At 59.5% G+C, this 14,539-nt stretch carries 18 protein-coding genes; 8 read left to right on the top strand and 10 right to left on the bottom strand.

Features of this window, described 5'->3' with window-relative positions; translation table 11 throughout:
• Nucleotides 1–73: 73 nt before the first annotated feature.
• The 4 genes from QE432_RS07115 to QE432_RS07100 all read right to left on the bottom strand — a co-directional run bounded on the left by QE432_RS07115 (nucleotide 74) and on the right by QE432_RS07100 (nucleotide 3,256).
• Nucleotides 74–859: a L,D-transpeptidase gene (locus QE432_RS07115; RefSeq protein ID WP_035251547.1), complete on the bottom strand. Its 786-nt coding sequence runs from the start codon at nucleotides 857–859 to the stop codon at nucleotides 74–76.
• 19 nt (nucleotides 860–878) lie between these two features.
• Nucleotides 879–1,934, bottom strand: a complete 1,056-nt coding sequence (locus QE432_RS07110) for a L,D-transpeptidase family protein (RefSeq protein ID WP_003510915.1) — start codon at nucleotides 1,932–1,934, stop codon at nucleotides 879–881.
• Between the two features lie 156 nt (nucleotides 1,935–2,090).
• Nucleotides 2,091–2,876, bottom strand: a complete 786-nt coding sequence (locus QE432_RS07105; protein WP_025595662.1) for an SDR family oxidoreductase — start codon at nucleotides 2,874–2,876, stop codon at nucleotides 2,091–2,093.
• Nucleotides 2,873–3,256, bottom strand: a complete 384-nt coding sequence (locus QE432_RS07100; protein ID WP_025595660.1) for a hypothetical protein — start codon at nucleotides 3,254–3,256, stop codon at nucleotides 2,873–2,875. The genes QE432_RS07105 and QE432_RS07100 overlap by 4 nt, the downstream gene beginning before the upstream one ends.
• Nucleotides 3,257–3,353: 97 nt before the next feature.
• On the opposite strand from QE432_RS07100, the gene QE432_RS07095 reads away from it, so the two are divergent.
• Nucleotides 3,354–3,929 (top strand): DNA-3-methyladenine glycosylase, encoded by a 576-nt coding sequence (locus QE432_RS07095; protein WP_013761587.1) that lies wholly within the window; start codon nucleotides 3,354–3,356, stop codon nucleotides 3,927–3,929.
• Between the two features lie 3 nt (nucleotides 3,930–3,932).
• Here QE432_RS07095 and QE432_RS07090 read toward each other — a convergent pair whose 3' ends face one another.
• The 3 genes from QE432_RS07090 to QE432_RS07080 form a co-directional block, all read right to left on the bottom strand.
• Nucleotides 3,933–4,091 (bottom strand): hypothetical protein, encoded by a 159-nt coding sequence (locus tag QE432_RS07090; RefSeq protein WP_013761588.1) that lies wholly within the window; start codon nucleotides 4,089–4,091, stop codon nucleotides 3,933–3,935.
• A 231-nt stretch (nucleotides 4,092–4,322) separates the two neighbouring features.
• Nucleotides 4,323–4,520 (bottom strand): hypothetical protein, encoded by a 198-nt coding sequence (locus QE432_RS07085; RefSeq protein WP_003510923.1) that lies wholly within the window; start codon nucleotides 4,518–4,520, stop codon nucleotides 4,323–4,325.
• Nucleotides 4,521–4,693: 173 nt separating this feature from the next.
• Nucleotides 4,694–5,707 carry a substrate-binding domain-containing protein gene (locus tag QE432_RS07080; protein ID WP_035200558.1) on the bottom strand — a complete coding sequence of 338 codons (1,014 nt, stop codon included), beginning with the start codon at nucleotides 5,705–5,707 and terminating at the stop codon, nucleotides 4,694–4,696.
• Between the two features lie 268 nt (nucleotides 5,708–5,975).
• Here QE432_RS07080 and QE432_RS07075 point away from each other — a divergent pair, with 268 nt between their 5' ends.
• From QE432_RS07075 to QE432_RS07050, 6 genes are all read left to right on the top strand, one after another.
• Nucleotides 5,976–7,241 carry an ABC transporter substrate-binding protein gene (locus QE432_RS07075; protein ID WP_306623673.1) on the top strand — a complete coding sequence of 422 codons (1,266 nt, stop codon included), beginning with the start codon at nucleotides 5,976–5,978 and terminating at the stop codon, nucleotides 7,239–7,241.
• A 64-nt stretch (nucleotides 7,242–7,305) separates the two neighbouring features.
• Nucleotides 7,306–8,280 (top strand): carbohydrate ABC transporter permease, encoded by a 975-nt coding sequence (locus QE432_RS07070; RefSeq protein WP_013761591.1) that lies wholly within the window; start codon nucleotides 7,306–7,308, stop codon nucleotides 8,278–8,280.
• A complete protein-coding gene (locus tag QE432_RS07065; RefSeq protein WP_003510927.1) occupies nucleotides 8,277–9,110 on the top strand; it encodes a carbohydrate ABC transporter permease in 834 nt (277 codons plus the stop codon). The genes QE432_RS07070 and QE432_RS07065 overlap by 4 nt, the downstream gene beginning before the upstream one ends.
• Nucleotides 9,111–9,120: 10 nt before the next feature.
• Nucleotides 9,121–10,149 (top strand): ABC transporter ATP-binding protein, encoded by a 1,029-nt coding sequence (locus QE432_RS07060; RefSeq protein WP_013761592.1) that lies wholly within the window; start codon nucleotides 9,121–9,123, stop codon nucleotides 10,147–10,149.
• A gap of 56 nt (nucleotides 10,150–10,205) precedes the next feature.
• Nucleotides 10,206–10,991 (top strand): ThuA domain-containing protein, encoded by a 786-nt coding sequence (locus tag QE432_RS07055; protein WP_003510932.1) that lies wholly within the window; start codon nucleotides 10,206–10,208, stop codon nucleotides 10,989–10,991.
• Between the two features lie 6 nt (nucleotides 10,992–10,997).
• Nucleotides 10,998–12,047, top strand: a complete 1,050-nt coding sequence (locus QE432_RS07050; RefSeq protein WP_025595652.1) for a Gfo/Idh/MocA family protein — start codon at nucleotides 10,998–11,000, stop codon at nucleotides 12,045–12,047.
• 102 nt (nucleotides 12,048–12,149) lie between these two features.
• Here QE432_RS07050 and queE read toward each other — a convergent pair whose 3' ends face one another.
• The 3 genes from queE to queC are packed head-to-tail and all read right to left on the bottom strand — an operon-like array spanning nucleotide 12,150 to nucleotide 13,968.
• A complete protein-coding gene (gene queE, locus QE432_RS07045; RefSeq protein ID WP_025595650.1) occupies nucleotides 12,150–12,905 on the bottom strand; it encodes a 7-carboxy-7-deazaguanine synthase QueE in 756 nt (251 codons plus the stop codon).
• On the bottom strand, nucleotides 12,902–13,258 hold the full coding sequence (gene queD, locus QE432_RS07040) for a 6-carboxytetrahydropterin synthase QueD (RefSeq protein ID WP_065687767.1): 357 nt from the start codon (nucleotides 13,256–13,258) through the stop codon (nucleotides 12,902–12,904). Before queD ends, queE begins: the two co-directional genes overlap by 4 nt.
• A complete protein-coding gene (queC, locus tag QE432_RS07035) occupies nucleotides 13,258–13,968 on the bottom strand; it encodes a 7-cyano-7-deazaguanine synthase QueC (RefSeq protein ID WP_025595647.1) in 711 nt (236 codons plus the stop codon). Before queC ends, queD begins: the two co-directional genes overlap by 1 nt.
• A 225-nt stretch (nucleotides 13,969–14,193) precedes the next feature.
• Here queC and QE432_RS07030 point away from each other — a divergent pair, with 225 nt between their 5' ends.
• Nucleotides 14,194–14,331, top strand: a complete 138-nt coding sequence (locus QE432_RS07030) for a hypothetical protein (RefSeq protein WP_174003429.1) — start codon at nucleotides 14,194–14,196, stop codon at nucleotides 14,329–14,331.
• Nucleotides 14,332–14,539: the final 208 nt, after the last annotated feature.

Raw genomic sequence — 14,539 nt, 5'->3', positions numbered from 1 at the left:
GAAGCGCTGTGATTGCGCCTTCATTCATTAGCCATTTCCAGCCGCCCTCTCAGGCGGCTGGAAATTTCGTCTATCAATAGGTCTGCATTGGTTGCGACAGGCCGTCGCCGACCACGCCGCCGCCATACTGCGCCACGGGCACGCCTGCCTGCCCGATAGGAACACCCTGCTGTGCGGGCCCGAGCGCCGTCACCACAATCGGCGTACCATCAGGCACACGGTTATAGAGGTCGACAATATCCTGGTTCAGCAGACGCACGCAGCCGGAGGAAACCGACTTGCCGATCGTCCACCATTCCGGCGAGCCGTGCAGACGGTAGATCGTGTCCTTGCCGTCCTTGAAGATATAAAGTGCACGCGCACCGAGCGGGTTCTTGAGGCCCGGCTCCATGCCGCCATTGCGGCCGCTATAGGGTTCCAGCTCAGGCTGGCGGGCAATCATCTCGTCGGGCGGCGTCCAGCGCGGCCATTGACGCTTGTACTGGATAACGCCGCGTCCGGCCCATTCGAAGCCCGCGCGGCCGAGACCGACGCCATAACGCATGGCCTGGTTGTTCTCGTAGGTGAGATAAAGGAAATGGTTGGCGGTATCGACCACAATGATGCCGGGACGCTCACCGGTGGGATTTTCCACCATTTGACGCAGGAACTGGCGCGGGATCCGCTTGTAGGGAATTTCCGGCAACGGAAACTGCTCGTCGGGCTTCGGACCGTACATCAAGGCATACATCGGGTCGTCGGCCGGGGCTGTTGGCCGTGTGGCCTCACGCGCGGTGGTGTTGCAGCCTGCAAGGCCGGCCAGCGCCAATCCGCCCGCTCCAAGCAGGAAACCTCGCCGGGTCGTTGTCGTGTCGTTCAATTGAAAAACCTCATCTGCGTCATCTTGCGCTGGCAAAGGGATCTGCCAGCGCCGCCTCGGGGCGGCTTATAGGGTACTTCGTGCCGGAGACCTGCGATGCCATGGCCTTTGCGCCACTGGATTTCAGGATGGCACGGAAGCTCGGGTGCATGCCGCCGTCTACATACGCGCTGACCGGGGCAGAAGTTCCCTCGTTCATCGCGGCGGCAAATTTCTGTTGCTCTTCGGCCATTTTCGACGCCACCAAGGGGTCCGGCTGGTTTATCGCAGGTGGGCAGGCCGCCAGCGGATCGGCAGGCTCACCGCCGGCAAATTCGCTGTTAAAAACGTATCGCCGGCCACAAACGGAAACCTTTGGCTGGCGGCGCGTCACCTCGAAATAGTCATAGCCTTCCTTGAGCGTCTTCCAGAAGGGCATATTGGGATCGTCCCGATTCGCCACCATGTTCCGCGCGCTCATGCGGAAGGGATAGGCCTGAACCTGAAAGCGGTCCTGCCCGCCCTGCAGCGCGCGCGCCACGACCGCATAAATCTCGCCGACCTGTTGATCGGTCATCGCGTAACAGCCCGACGAAGAACAGGCACCATGCACCATCAACGCTTCGCCGGTGTAACCAAGCGCCGATTCCAGCCGGTTGGGATAGCCGAGATTGAAGGAGACGTAATATTGCGAATTGGGGTTCAGCATGCCTGCGGAGACATGATAAAATCCTTCCGGCGCCTGCCGGTCGCCCGTCTTCGTCTTCGGGCCAAGTTTTCCGGACCAGCGGCACATGGGATAGGTCTTGAGCAGCGCATAATTACCGGTCTTGTCGATCTTCCAGACCTCAAGCTCGCTTTCCTGCTTGAAAATGCGAACGAGAACCGGGCTTTCCGGGCGCATGCTCTTGGCAGACATCTGCGCCATCATCTTGGATGACAGCTTCGGCGGGTCCTTTTTGACGCTGTCGAGACCCATGGAGGTGCACGCGGCGAGACCGCTGCCGATCGCGACGACCGCAGCTATTCTCATTCCCGCTTTTACCCTGCGCCGCAGCCCCGCACTTGCGAAGTTCAGCAATGCATTCACACCCATGGATCGTTCTGCCCGCCCGATTTGCCCGCCTTTGTGGCAGAGGCTTAACTAGCGAAGGTGGCCATATGGCGGCAACCTCCCGCAAGGACAAAGTCTCGTGAACAGACGTTACCCATTCGTTAATCATACGCACACAAGCCTGTGATGGAACTGCCGCTACCGAAGAAGCCCCTGCCCGCCATCGATCCATACCGGCGTTCCGGTGATATGGCGCGACTGGTCCGATGCCAGAAAACCGATCAATGCAGCAACATCCTCGCTCGTCCCTGCAACCCCGCCGGTGACCGGAATGTCACCCGCCGGGAAACGGACTGGCACTTCGGTCCTGTCGCGCCCGCGTATGTCGGTATTTTCGTCAATCGCCGTTTCAATTTCGCCCGGACACACCGCGTTGACACGGATGCGATGACGCCCGAGCTCCAGCGCCAGTTGCTGGGCCATGGCAAGCTGCCCGGCCTTCGTCACCGAATAGGCGGTAGCGCCCGGCGAGTTGAAAGTGCGTGTGCCGTTGATGGAAGAGACGATGATGATGGAGCCGCCACCTGCCGCCTTCAGATGCGGCACACTGGCATGGATAGTTAGATAGGTGCCGCGCAGGTTGATGCGGATCGTATCGTCCCACTCCGAAGGCGTCAGCTCGTCAATCGGCGCCCAGACGCCGTTGACGCCCGCATTGGCCACTACGACATCCAGACGGCCGAAAGCATCGGCAAGCTCTGCGACGGAGTGTCGCATAGCTGCCTCTTCCGCCACATCGGCGACGAGGACCTTAGAAGCGCCAGATAAGGCGGAAATCTCATTTTCCACTGCCTGCAATTCAGATTCGGTACGGCCGAGAAGGCCTACGGAAAAGCCTTTCGCAGCCAGATGAAGGGCAGCAGCCCGGCCGATGCCGGAGCCAGCGCCGGTGACGAGGGCGACTTTACCATTGGCCAAGGTCACAGCCCTCCTTTTCTCGACGCGATCGAGGTGACCGTTGCCGAGACGGGGTCGCTCGCCGGAAAACTGTCTTCCAGCCCCTCTTCCAGTTCCTCTTCAAGAATGTCACGATCCTTCGATGTGCGGGCGCTCGCCTGACCGTGCGGGGCTTCATCCTGCGCCGTGCCGAGAGCGGAAAACTGCGACGGCGCATCGGCGCCTTGACGCGTTCCGAATGCCGTCAGCTGAACCATCACCGCGCTCGCGCGTTTGATGGCCTCCGCATCGTCGATGCCATCAAGACCGTCGGCAAGGCGGACCGAGACCTGATCGCCGTCGCTGCCGACAAATTCCACGGAAATCACTCCGTTATCCCGTTTTACATAGGTCGTAGAAAGTTGCATGACATGCCCTCCGATTTGAAAAAGCATCGGCGTAACCCGATGCGACAACACACTGAAACCTGAATTCACAACGATGGCAGAGCAGAAGGGGTTCCAGATGGATCAGGCCTTGGGCCCGGAAATGCAGGAGCGCTTCTTTCAGCGCGATCCCGTTGACGTTGCCCGCGCCCTCATCGGCGTGGAATTCCGCGTTGGCAATACCGGCGGCATCATCGTGGAAACCGAAGCCTATCATCCTGATGATCCGGCATCCCATAGTTTCAATGGGCAGACCCCGCGCACCAAGGCGATGTTCGGCCCGGCCGGCCATCTCTATGTCTACCGCTCCTACGGCATTCACTGGTGCGCAAACTTCGTATGCGCTCCGGGCTCCGCCGTGCTTCTGCGCGCCATCGAACCCCTCACCGGCATAGACATGATGAAACTGCGGCGAGGAACTGACAAACTGAAACTGTTATGTTCCGGCCCCGGCAGGCTTTGTCAGGCCTTGGCCATTACCGGAGAAATGGACGGAGCAGCGCTGGACCGCCCGCCGTTTTTCCTCCGCCTGCCAAAGGAGGCCGCTGCCGTTACCAGCGGCAGACGCATCGGCATAAGCCGCGCGCAGGATTATCCGTGGCGGTTCGGACTTGAAGGCTCGGCCTTCCTCAGCAGGAAATTCGAACAAGCCTGAAACCTACAATACCTTGGGCGGTCCGTCGTTTTCATCTGGATTGGGGTTTGGCGCCTCGTCCGGCAGCCTTTCGGGCTCCGGCTCTTTGACCGGCGGTATATCCGGCTGTGGCGGCACCGGCATTGGCGGGTCTGGATAGGGTTCAACGGGAAGAGTTGGCATTGCAGCTCCTGGATATAAGCGCTTCGTCCAATGCGGAATCGAAATGCGCTTTCATCTGCTGGGACGACGCGAGCGCGCGGCCCCTCCTCAGGCGGCGCAACACCCAATTCGCCCATCGGTCAAATGCCGGTCAGGTCCCTTCGGTTTCATTGCGCCGCCCTGCGGATTGTACAGGGCAAACGCAGGAAAACGCCGGTCAGTTCCGTTTTTTTGGGAAGCTTTTGCGAGTGGTCAGGCGAAACCCAGCGAGCTGCGGGAAATATCGCGGTTTTCGCAATAGTCGCGGGAGTGGGCCTCATGGCCGTGTTCGCGAGCGGTGGAACGGGTCAGTTCCGGGCTGGGTACGTTGAGCAGCGCATCGGCATAGGTACCGGTTGCCTCCACATCATCGATCACAGTCTGTTGTTGCGGCTTTAAAAATTCAAACATCGGTCACCTCCTTCAACACGTCCCCTCAACGCGCTGGCCCAGGTCCTGTTCCAAAAGGCCTGTGCAGCTTCGATTATACACGAGATGACGCTGCCGTATAGGCGATGAAAGACGAACGGCAATCAATTGACGTTCACAAAATGGAATGGAATCAGTGAGCTATGGCGACGAGCTCAGGCTGGACCGACCGATTCCCGCAAGATCAGTTCGACCGGCCACAATTCCTGAACCTCGCGGACGGGACGGCCGCCAACGATCTGCAGAAGCAGGTCTGTAACCCGCATGCCAGCCATGCGCATGGGCGAGCGGGTGGTGGAAAGCGGCGGCATCATGCTTTCCGGAGTGAGGTAAGGAAACACGTCGTCATGGGCGATGACGGACACGTCCTTGCCGATCACCAGTCCCAGCTGGGTTGCCGCGCGATAGACGCCCTGCGCCGTCATCATCGCACCGGCGACGAAGGCGGTCGGGCGCGGCGTCTGCTCCAGCAGCGAGCGGGCGAAACGGAAGGCGGCATCTTCGCTGAAATGCTCGCTCATCATGAGGCGCGGATCAGGCGTGATGCCATGGGTCGCGAGCGCATCACGAAAACCCTGTTCGCGGTCCTGCACGAATGTACGGCCTGTCGGGCCGTTTATCATCGCGATGCGACGGTGGCCACGTTCCAGAAAATGGATTGTCGGACGATACGTCACATCATGATTGTCGATATCGAGCCAGGCGTGCTCGAACGCCGTCTTCGAGCGGCCATGCACGATGAAAGGCACGCCCAGCCGATTGAGCAGCGCGATGCGCTCGTCCTCCGGACGCGGCGAATGCACGATTATGCCATCCACCCGTCCGCTCGACGCCAGCCGGCTGAAAATCGCGAGCTCTTCCTCAATGTTATTGTCGACGGTGACGCTGACGAGAATGTCGGTCTCTTCGCCTTCCAGCCGCGTCGCCATGCCGCCCATGAATTCCGAAAAGAAATGCCCGCCGCCCGAACGGCCCATCACGACACCGATGGCGCCAGCCCTGCCTGTTGCCAGCCTGACCGCGTTGACATTGGGCCGGTAGCCGTATTTCAGCGCAGCATCCATCACCCGCTGGCGCGTTTCTTCACGCACCTCGGGATAGCCGCCAAGCGCACGGCTGACGGTTGTGGGCGACAGCCCGACCTTTTCTGCGAATTCCTTGAGCTTCATGTTTTCTGCCAATTTGCTCCTGCATGCGTCGCCGCCGCAGATTTTTCAAGCGGACAAAAATTGAAATCGCTTTCAATTTATCCCCACCTGAAACCTTACAGTTCGCCGTTTCGAAAGGCAAACCCTCCGTGGCAACACCCGAAGATGCCCAATTTCCACGCCATAAGAAAGAGTATTGACAGATTTGTCGGCTTTTGCGAACTTCACACCAGTCAAAAGCGCTTTCAATTTTGAGGATGATTGGAAGCGTCAACGGAGGAGTTTGACAATGAATATTTCCATGAAGACTTTGTTGCTGTGTGGCAGCGTGCTGTCTGCGGCAGTTTCCGCGCAGGCGGCCGAACTTTCCATCGCCGCCAACTCGACCGGCAAGAACATTGCATTTTTCAAGGAGCGGATCGCCGCCTTCGAAAAAGAGACCGGCCACAAGGTCAATCTTGTCACCATGCCGTCATCGTCCAGTGAGCAGTTCAGCCAGTACAGGCTATGGCTTGCCGCGGGCAACAAGGATGTCGACGTCTATCAGACGGACGTGATCTGGGCGCCGCAGCTCTCCGACCAATTCGTGGATCTGACCGAAGCGACGAAGGATGTCATTGGCGATCATTTCCCCTCCATCGTGGCGTCACAGACCGTGGACGGCAAGCTTGTCGCCATGCCGATGTTCACCGATGCACCCGCTCTGTTCTACCGCAAGGACCTTCTGGAAAAATACGGCAAGCAGCCGCCGAAAACCTGGAAGGAACTGGGCGAGACCGCCAAGGAAATTCAGGACAAGGAACGCGAAGGCGGGCAGAAGGACCTCTGGGGCTTCGTCTTCCAGGGCAGCGCCTATGAAGGTCTGACCTGCAACGCGCTGGAATGGATTGCATCAGCCGGTGGGGGTCATATCGTTGAGACCAACGGCGACATCTCCATCAACAACGAGAAAGCCGCAGCCGCGATCGAAGCCGCCAAGGGCTGGGTCGGCACCATCGCGCCGCAGGGCGTGCTTGCCTACAAGGAAGAGGAAGCACGTGGCGTCTGGCAGACCGGCAATTCCGTCTTCATGCGCAACTGGCCCTATGCCTATGCGCTTGGAAACGGTGCCGACAGTGCCATCAAGGGCAAATTCGGCGTCACGCCGTTGCCGGCCGGTGAAGAGGGTGCGGCACCCGCCTCAACGCTCGGCGGCTGGAACCTCGCCGTTTCGAAATATTCCGACGATCAAGAAGCTGCCATCCAACTTGTGAAGTTCCTCGCATCAAAGGATACCCAGAAGATGCGTGCGATCCAGCTTTCCAACATGCCCACGATCGCCTCGCTTTACGACGACAAGGATGTCGCGGACGCACAGCCTTTCATGCCGCCATGGAAGCCGATTTTCCAGACCGCCGTTCCACGCCCCTCTGCCTCGGCGAAGGTGAAATACAACGAGGTTTCGGCCAAATTCTGGGGTGCCGTGCACAACACGCTCTCCGGCAACGGCACGGCGGCGGAAAACCTTGAGCTCCTTGAAGTCGAACTGACCGATCTCAAAGGCAACGGCTGGTAATCCGGCCCGTGTGGGAAGCGGTCTCGCCTGAGCGTTTCCCACACCCCAACTGCGAGATATCCCCATGAACGATACCGCCCTTCAAAGACCGGTCGCGGCATCCGGCACCGGCTCCGACCTTCAGTCGGAACGCCTGAAATCCGCATGGCTGTTCCTTGCCCCCACGTTTCTGGTACTAGCGCTGGTGGCCGGCTGGCCGCTGGTGCGCACCGTCTGGTTCAGCCTCACCGACGCGTCGCTGACCAATCTCGACGGCGCACAATTCGTTGGCTTCAAGAACTACCTCACCTGGATCACGCTCAGCAGCGGCCGCACCATCTATCGCGGCCTGTTGGCTGATCCCGCCTGGTGGGGCGCGGTTCTGAACACGCTGAAATTCACCATCCTTTCGGTCAGCTTCGAAACCGTTCTCGGCCTTATCGTTGCGCTGGTGCTGAACGCGGAATTCAAGGGACGCGGCCTGGTGCGCGCCGCCATCCTCGTTCCATGGGCCATTCCCACCATCGTTTCGGCGCAGATGTGGGCGTGGATGCTGAACGACCAGTTCGGTATCTTGAACGACCTGTTCCTCAATCTCGGGCTGATCTCCCACAAGATCGCATGGACCGCCAATCCGGACACCGCAATGGTCGCCGTTCTCATTGTCGATATCTGGAAGACGACGCCCTTCATGGCGTTGCTCATTCTCGCCGGCCTGCAAATGGTGCCGAAGGACATGTATGAGGCGGCGAAGGTGGACGGTATCCACCCCGTCAAGGTGTTCTTCCGCGTCACCCTGCCCATGATCCGGCCAGCGCTCATGGTTGCCGTCATCTTCCGTATGCTGGATGCGATGCGCGTCTTTGACCTCATCTACATTCTGACGCCGAATAACGCCCAGACCCGCACGATGTCGGTGCTGGCGCGTGAGAACCTGTTCGATTTCGACAAGTTCGCCTATGGCGCAGCCGCTTCCACCATGCTGTTCCTCATCATCGCCTCGATAACAGTCGTTTATATGTGGCTCGGGCGCGTCAACACAGATGGAGCTTCGCGATGACCCTGCCAAGCATCCTGAAAACCACCGCCTTTTATGCGCTGGTCGCCGTCATCATGGTGATTTCGGTATTCCCGTTCTATTACGCGATACTGACCAGCCTGAAATCCGGCTCAGCGCTGTTCCAGGTGAACTACTGGCCGCGTGAATTCTCGCTGACCAATTACAACTTCGTCATCGGCAACGGCACGTTCCTGCGCAATCTCGGCAATTCGCTGTTCGTTGCATCTTCAGTCGTCGTACTGTCGCTGTTCCTTGCGGTAACGGCGTCCTATGCCCTGGCCCGTGTCCGTTTCCGGGGCCGCTCGCTGCTTCTGCTCACCATCCTCTCGGTCTCGATGTTTCCACAGATCGCCGTTCTCGCCGGCCTGTTCGAACTCATCCGCTGGGCTGGCATCTTCAACACGCCGCTCGCGCTGATCTTTTCCTACATGATCTTCACTCTGCCCTTCACTGTCTGGGTGCTGACGACATTCATGCGCGACCTGCCGATCGAAATCGAGGAAGCGGCAATCGTCGATGGCGCAACGCCATGGGTCATCATCACCCAGGTCTTCATGCCGCTGATGTGGCCGGCGCTCGTCACCACAGGGCTCCTCGCCTTCATTGCGGCGTGGAACGAGTTCCTCTTCGCGCTCACCTTCACCTCATCGAACGAACAGCGCACGGTGCCCGTCGCCATCGCACTTCTTTCGGGCGGTTCGCAGTTTGAAATCCCCTGGGGAACGATCATGGCGGCCTCCGTCATCGTCACCGCCCCGCTCGTCGTCCTCGTTCTTATCTTCCAGCGACGCATCATTTCCGGCCTCACCGCCGGCGGCGTCAAAGGCTAGGAGAAAACTTATGACCACCATTCAACTGCGCAATCTTCGCAAATCCTTCGGCGCCTTCGATGTCATCAAGGGCATCGACATGGACATCCGCTCCGGCGAGTTCATGGTTTTCGTCGGCCCTTCCGGTTGCGGCAAGTCCACGCTGCTACGCCTCATCTGCGGGCTCGAGGAAATCACTGGCGGCACGCTCTCCTTTGACGGAGAAGCCGTCAACCGCCTGCCACCCGCCAAGCGTGGCGTCGCCATGGTCTTCCAGTCCTATGCGCTTTATCCGCATATGACCGTATTCGAAAACATGGCCTTCGGCATGAAACTCTCAGGCGCCGACAAGGAGCAGCGCCGCAAGCGTGTAGAGGCGGCAGCGGAAATGCTGCAGCTCACGCCCTATCTGGAACGTCTGCCGAAGCAGCTTTCCGGCGGCCAGCGCCAGCGTGTCGCCATCGGCCGTGCCATCGTGCGTGATCCGAAGGTGTTCCTGTTCGACGAACCGCTCTCCAACCTCGATGCGGCGCTGCGCGTCGCAACCCGTCTCGAAATCGCCAAGCTGCACCGGGAGATGCATGACACGACGATGATCTACGTCACCCATGATCAGGTGGAAGCCATGACGCTCGCCGACCGCATCTGCGTTCTGCGCGATGGCCGCGTCGAACAGATCGGCACGCCGCTCGAGCTTTACGAAAGCCCGGTCAACACCTTCGTTGCCGGCTTCATCGGCTCGCCGAAGATGAACTTCCTTGCCGGCAAATATGCGGAAGTCGAAGGTGCCGCGACCATCGGCATCCGCCCCGAACACCTTGCGATCGGTGCCGGTGAGACCGGCTGGAACGGCGAAATCATCCATTCGGAAATGCTGGGATCGGACAGCTACATCTATGTCGAGATTGGTGCTGGCGAACCCATCGTCGTTCGTGAGGAAGGCGTGACCGACCGCAAGCCGGGAGAAAAAATCGTTCTCGTGCCGGATGCGGCGCAGATCCACCGCTTCGACGCGCAGGGCCAGGCCCTTGCGCGCAATCCCGTGCGCGGCGCCGCCTGAACAATTAACTTTCGCCGGATCACCCAAGCTTCCGGCTTTCACCAAGGAGCAAGAAAATGACCATCAACACCGTTGTATGGGGCGAAAATATCCACGAACACATCAACGAGACGGTGCGTTCGATCTACCCTGATGGTATGCACAACACCATTGCCGATGCGCTGAATACCAACCCTGAGATCAGCGCCACCACCGCCACGCTTCAGGAACCGGAACACGGCCTTTCGCAGGAGCGTCTGGACAAGACCGACGTTCTGGTCTGGTGGGGCCACAAGGACCACGGTGCGGTTCAGGATGAGATCGTCGAGCGCGTTGCCAAGCGTGTCTGGGAAGGCATGGGCCTCATCGTCCTGCATTCCGGCCACTTCTCCAAGCCTTTCAAGCGACTGATGGGTACGCCCTGCGCGCTTAAATGGCGTGAGGCGGGCGAACGCGAACGCCTGTGGACGATCAATCCGCGCCACCCGATTGCAGCCGGCCTGCCCGAGCATTTCGAGCTGGAAAACGAAGAGATGTATGGCGAGCAGTTCTCCGTGCCGGAGCCGCTGGAAACCGTGTTCATCTCCTGGTTCCAGGGCGGCGAAGTCTTCCGATCTGGCCTCACCTGGCGCCGTGGCGCAGGCAACATCTTCTATTTCCGCCCCGGTCACGAGACTTATCCGACCTATCACGACGCCAATGTACAGAAGGTCATCAGCAATTCGGTGAAATGGGCCTATAATCCGGTCGGCGCGCTGAAAAGCATTCATGACGCCCCCAACGTTCCCGTCGACAAGGCGCTGGAGCCTATCGAAGAACGCGGCCCCAAGCTGCACAAGGCAGGCGAAGCAGGTTACAGGTAAACAGCCATGAGACTTCTCATTCTCGGAACCGGCGGCATGGCTAACAACCATGCCACATATTTCTCGCAAATCCCCGGCGTCGAACTGGTGGCTGCGGTGGATGTGGATGATGTGGTTGTGCGGGGCTTTGCGCTTCGCCACAACATTCCACTCTCCTTTACCTCGCTGGATGACGCGATTGCCTGGGGCGAGTTCGACGCGGCGGCAAACGTCACGCCGGATGCCATCCACCACCAGACCAGCCTCAAGCTTCTGGCGGCGGGCAAACATGTTTTCTGCGAAAAGCCGCTGGCGGAAAACTACGCCAAGGCCGCCGAAATGGCCGATGCCGCAGAAAAAGCGGGCCTTGTTGCCATGGTCAACCTCACCTATCGCAATGTCGCCCCCTTGCAGGCGGCACGCGAAATGGTGCTGGCTGGCAAGATCGGCAAGGTGCGCCATCTGGAAGCCTCCTATCTCCAGAGCTGGCTCGTTTCCAAGGCCTGGGGCGACTGGATGACGGAGAGCAAGTGGCTGTGGCGGCTTTCCACCAAGCACGGCTCAAACGGTGTTCTGGGTGATGTCGGCATCCACATTCTCGACTTCGCCTCCTATGGCGCGGGCAGCGATGTGGAGCGGATCTTCACGCGCCTGAAGACCTTCGACAAATATGAAGGCAACAAGATCGGCGCCTACGATCTCGACGCCAATGACAGCTTCACCATGACCGCCGAGTTAGAAAACGGCGCCATGGGCGTCATTCACGCCAGCCGCTGGGCAACGGGCCATCTCAACGAACTGCGCCTGCGCATCCACGGCGACAAGGGTGCGCTGGAGGTGATTCACACGCCTGACTATTCCAGCCTGCGGGCCTGCATCGGCGACGATGTGGAAAAGGCGATCTGGAAGACAATCGATGTCGACCCGGTGCCGACGAATTACGAAAAATTCGCCAAGGCCGTCATGGAAGGTGGCATTGCTGATCCGGACTTCCGCCACGCCGCGAATTTGCAGAAGGTGCTTGATCTCTCGATCATCGCCGACCGCGAACGGCGGGAGCTGGCCGTCTCTGCTTGAATTGCAAGGGCGCGGCGGCGTAAGCCGCCGCTTCCAATACTGCAGCGTGTACCGTTATCTCCCGTCACCCCGAATCTAGCTCTGCATGACGGAGGTACTACCTCAAACGCCTCGCTTATTCCCCCACAAGAGCACATGCAACTGCGGTAGCACCCGGGCAGAAAACCAACGGTCTTCGCTGACCTTGTCCACCAACCACAACATGCGATCCATGATTCCATCGATATCCACACGCGCGTCGTCGTCATCCGGCGGCGGCGGGGTGTGGTTGCCGGGCTGGAGGTAAATCGGCAAATGCGGGAAACGGGCTGATGCAGCCTTGGCATAAGCATAGTCCGCATCGTCAAACACCACGATCTTCAGCGCCACCTGCGGTCCATCGCCGGCGGCGGCAAGACAGTCTTCAAAGGCCCGCCAGTCGGTTTCCATGCCGCTCGATGGTGGCTTCGGGCTCAGCACCAGATGATCGAGATCGCCAAACCAGTCTTTTGCGATGCTGCCCTGCGTTTCCAGCGCGAACCTATAGCCCTCGCCCTGCCCCTTCGCGATTAGTTGCCCAAGGGGCTGGATGGCGGGATTGCCGCCCGAAAGCGACACCGTCAGCGGCACACCGCCGGAAAGCCGTCGCACCTCCTGCCAGATCGCCTCGACGGACATCGGTTTCCATGTGTCGCGATACTCGCTGTCGACGGCATGCAGCGTATCGCACCAGGAGCAGCGGTAATCGCAGCCGCCAGTGCGAACGAAAACGGTAGGCAGACCAATCAGCAAACCCTCGCCCTGAATGGTCGGGCCGAAGATTTCGCTGATGCGGATCGCTGTTTCCTTCGCTGCAACTTTCTGTGCAGCCGCCGTCATGGCCGGTATTCCGCCCAGGTCTTGGCGGTTTCGCTCACTCGCACGGCGCTGGTTTCCGGCAGGCTCGTCTTGCACCAATCGTAAAAGTGCTTCGCCAGACATTCTGCTGTCACCCGGTCATGGCCGAGAACGTCGTTCAGGTGGCGATGATCGAAATGTTCGTCGATGTAGCGCTTCAGCGGCGCGAGTTCGTGGTAATCACGCACGAAACCGTGCTCGTTCAGCTCTTCGCCTGATAGTTCGACCTCAACGATGTAATTATGCCCGTGCAGGCGGGCGCACTGATGGTCGGCGGGCAGGCTTTTCAGCTGGTGAGAGGCGGAGAAATGGAACTCCTTGGTGATGCGAAACATCAACGCACCTCCTGTGCCGCATAGGCATGGGTGGCCGCCACCCAGAAATCCGGGTCCTCATAGTCCGTCGGATCGGTAACACCTGCCAGATGGAAGGCCTCGCGCCGCTCCACGCAGGTGCCGCAACGGCCACAATGGCGAGAGCCGCCCTTGTAACAGGACCAGGTTTCGCCAAATGGGGTGCCGTATTTCACCGCGTCAGTCACAATCGCCGCTTTGGAGACGGTGACATAGGGCGCAAACAAGGTGACGTCTGCGTAGCCTTCCAGCGCATGCGCCTGCATGGCATTAAAGCTGTCGATGAAGCCCGGCCGGCAATCGGGATAGATAAAATGGTCGCCGCCATGCACGGCGATCGCCACCGCATCCGCCTGCTGGGCGGCGGCAAGGCCGAAGGCGATGGTCAGCATGATGGCGTTGCGGTTCGGCACCACCGTGGAGCGCATGGTCTCTTCCGCATAATGTCCGTCCGGCACGTCGATATCGTCCGTCAGCGCGGAACCGGTGAGGTGCGCGCCGATGGTTGTGATGTCTATGACATGATGCGGCACGCCGAGACGTTTTGCGCAGTCGGCTGCGAAATCCAGCTCCTTCTTGTGGCGCTGGCCGTAATCGAAGGAGACAAGAGCGACAAGTTCATGTTCCGCCGCGATTTTGTGCGCAAGCGAAACGGAGTCCAATCCGCCGGAGCAGATGACGATGGTTTTCATACGTTGGGATCCCTTGTTTTGACCGGGTGGGCTGCGACCGGATTACGGGGGCGGCTTTAAACCAAAGCGAAGCGATTGTGAAGGGCTTTGCGGAAATAGCGGAAATTCCGCGCAATCCACGAAATTGCCCCGCCGCAGCAACAAGACGAAACAATCGCGACATAAGCGGGAAACCGGCTTGATCTAGAACGGACTGAACGTTGCAGTTCTTGAAGGATGTTGCCGATGGCGGCCGGTTCTATGTTCCTCTTTTCGCTAAGCGATCTCAGCTCCATCGGCTCCGGCATTTTGATGGCGTTGGCAGGCACGCTTTATGTCACCCTTACCGTTCGTGGGCTGATGGCCACCGTGCGTCATGGATAAGGCACTCGGCAACAGACGCCCAGGGCTCAGGCGCAATCTTGCAGTCTTACTTTTCATAGCCTCCGCGACGCTCGTCGCCACGATAGGGATCGCCCCGTTCGTCTTCCTGATCTGGATGGTCACGACCGTCGCACGCTGGCTTGGTTTTTTCATCGGCTTTTGAGACACGAAGCTCGCCCATGATGCGGCGGAGCGGAAGGAGCCCGGC

Source organism: Agrobacterium sp. SORGH_AS_0745 (genome assembly GCF_030818995.1).
Classification (GTDB): Bacteria; Pseudomonadota; Alphaproteobacteria; order Rhizobiales; family Rhizobiaceae; genus Agrobacterium; species Agrobacterium tumefaciens.
This window is presented reverse-complemented; position numbering and strand designations above follow the sequence as displayed.

What these genes read in the sequence shown, in the direction of transcription:
- queD (WP_065687767.1), bottom strand. Translation starts at nt 13,258, where the DNA reads ATGTTTCGCATCACCAAGGAGTTCCATTTCTCCGCCTCTCACCAGCTG.
- QE432_RS07085 (WP_003510923.1), bottom strand. Translation starts at nt 4,520, where the DNA reads ATGTTTGAATTTTTAAAGCCGCAACAACAGACTGTGATCGATGATGTG.
- QE432_RS07075 (WP_306623673.1), top strand. Translation starts at nt 5,976, where the DNA reads ATGAATATTTCCATGAAGACTTTGTTGCTGTGTGGCAGCGTGCTGTCT.
- QE432_RS07080 (WP_035200558.1), bottom strand. Translation starts at nt 5,707, where the DNA reads ATGAAGCTCAAGGAATTCGCAGAAAAGGTCGGGCTGTCGCCCACAACC.
- QE432_RS07110 (WP_003510915.1), bottom strand. Translation starts at nt 1,934, where the DNA reads ATGGGTGTGAATGCATTGCTGAACTTCGCAAGTGCGGGGCTGCGGCGC.
- QE432_RS07055 (WP_003510932.1), top strand. Translation starts at nt 10,206, where the DNA reads ATGACCATCAACACCGTTGTATGGGGCGAAAATATCCACGAACACATC.
- queC (WP_025595647.1), bottom strand. Translation starts at nt 13,968, where the DNA reads ATGAAAACCATCGTCATCTGCTCCGGCGGATTGGACTCCGTTTCGCTT.
- QE432_RS07095 (WP_013761587.1), top strand. Translation starts at nt 3,354, where the DNA reads ATGGATCAGGCCTTGGGCCCGGAAATGCAGGAGCGCTTCTTTCAGCGC.
- QE432_RS07060 (WP_013761592.1), top strand. Translation starts at nt 9,121, where the DNA reads ATGACCACCATTCAACTGCGCAATCTTCGCAAATCCTTCGGCGCCTTC.
- QE432_RS07090 (WP_013761588.1), bottom strand. Translation starts at nt 4,091, where the DNA reads ATGCCAACTCTTCCCGTTGAACCCTATCCAGACCCGCCAATGCCGGTG.
- QE432_RS07070 (WP_013761591.1), top strand. Translation starts at nt 7,306, where the DNA reads ATGAACGATACCGCCCTTCAAAGACCGGTCGCGGCATCCGGCACCGGC.
- QE432_RS07030 (WP_174003429.1), top strand. Translation starts at nt 14,194, where the DNA reads ATGGCGGCCGGTTCTATGTTCCTCTTTTCGCTAAGCGATCTCAGCTCC.
- QE432_RS07065 (WP_003510927.1), top strand. Translation starts at nt 8,277, where the DNA reads ATGACCCTGCCAAGCATCCTGAAAACCACCGCCTTTTATGCGCTGGTC.
- queE (WP_025595650.1), bottom strand. Translation starts at nt 12,905, where the DNA reads ATGACGGCGGCTGCACAGAAAGTTGCAGCGAAGGAAACAGCGATCCGC.
- QE432_RS07100 (WP_025595660.1), bottom strand. Translation starts at nt 3,256, where the DNA reads ATGCAACTTTCTACGACCTATGTAAAACGGGATAACGGAGTGATTTCC.
- QE432_RS07050 (WP_025595652.1), top strand. Translation starts at nt 10,998, where the DNA reads ATGAGACTTCTCATTCTCGGAACCGGCGGCATGGCTAACAACCATGCC.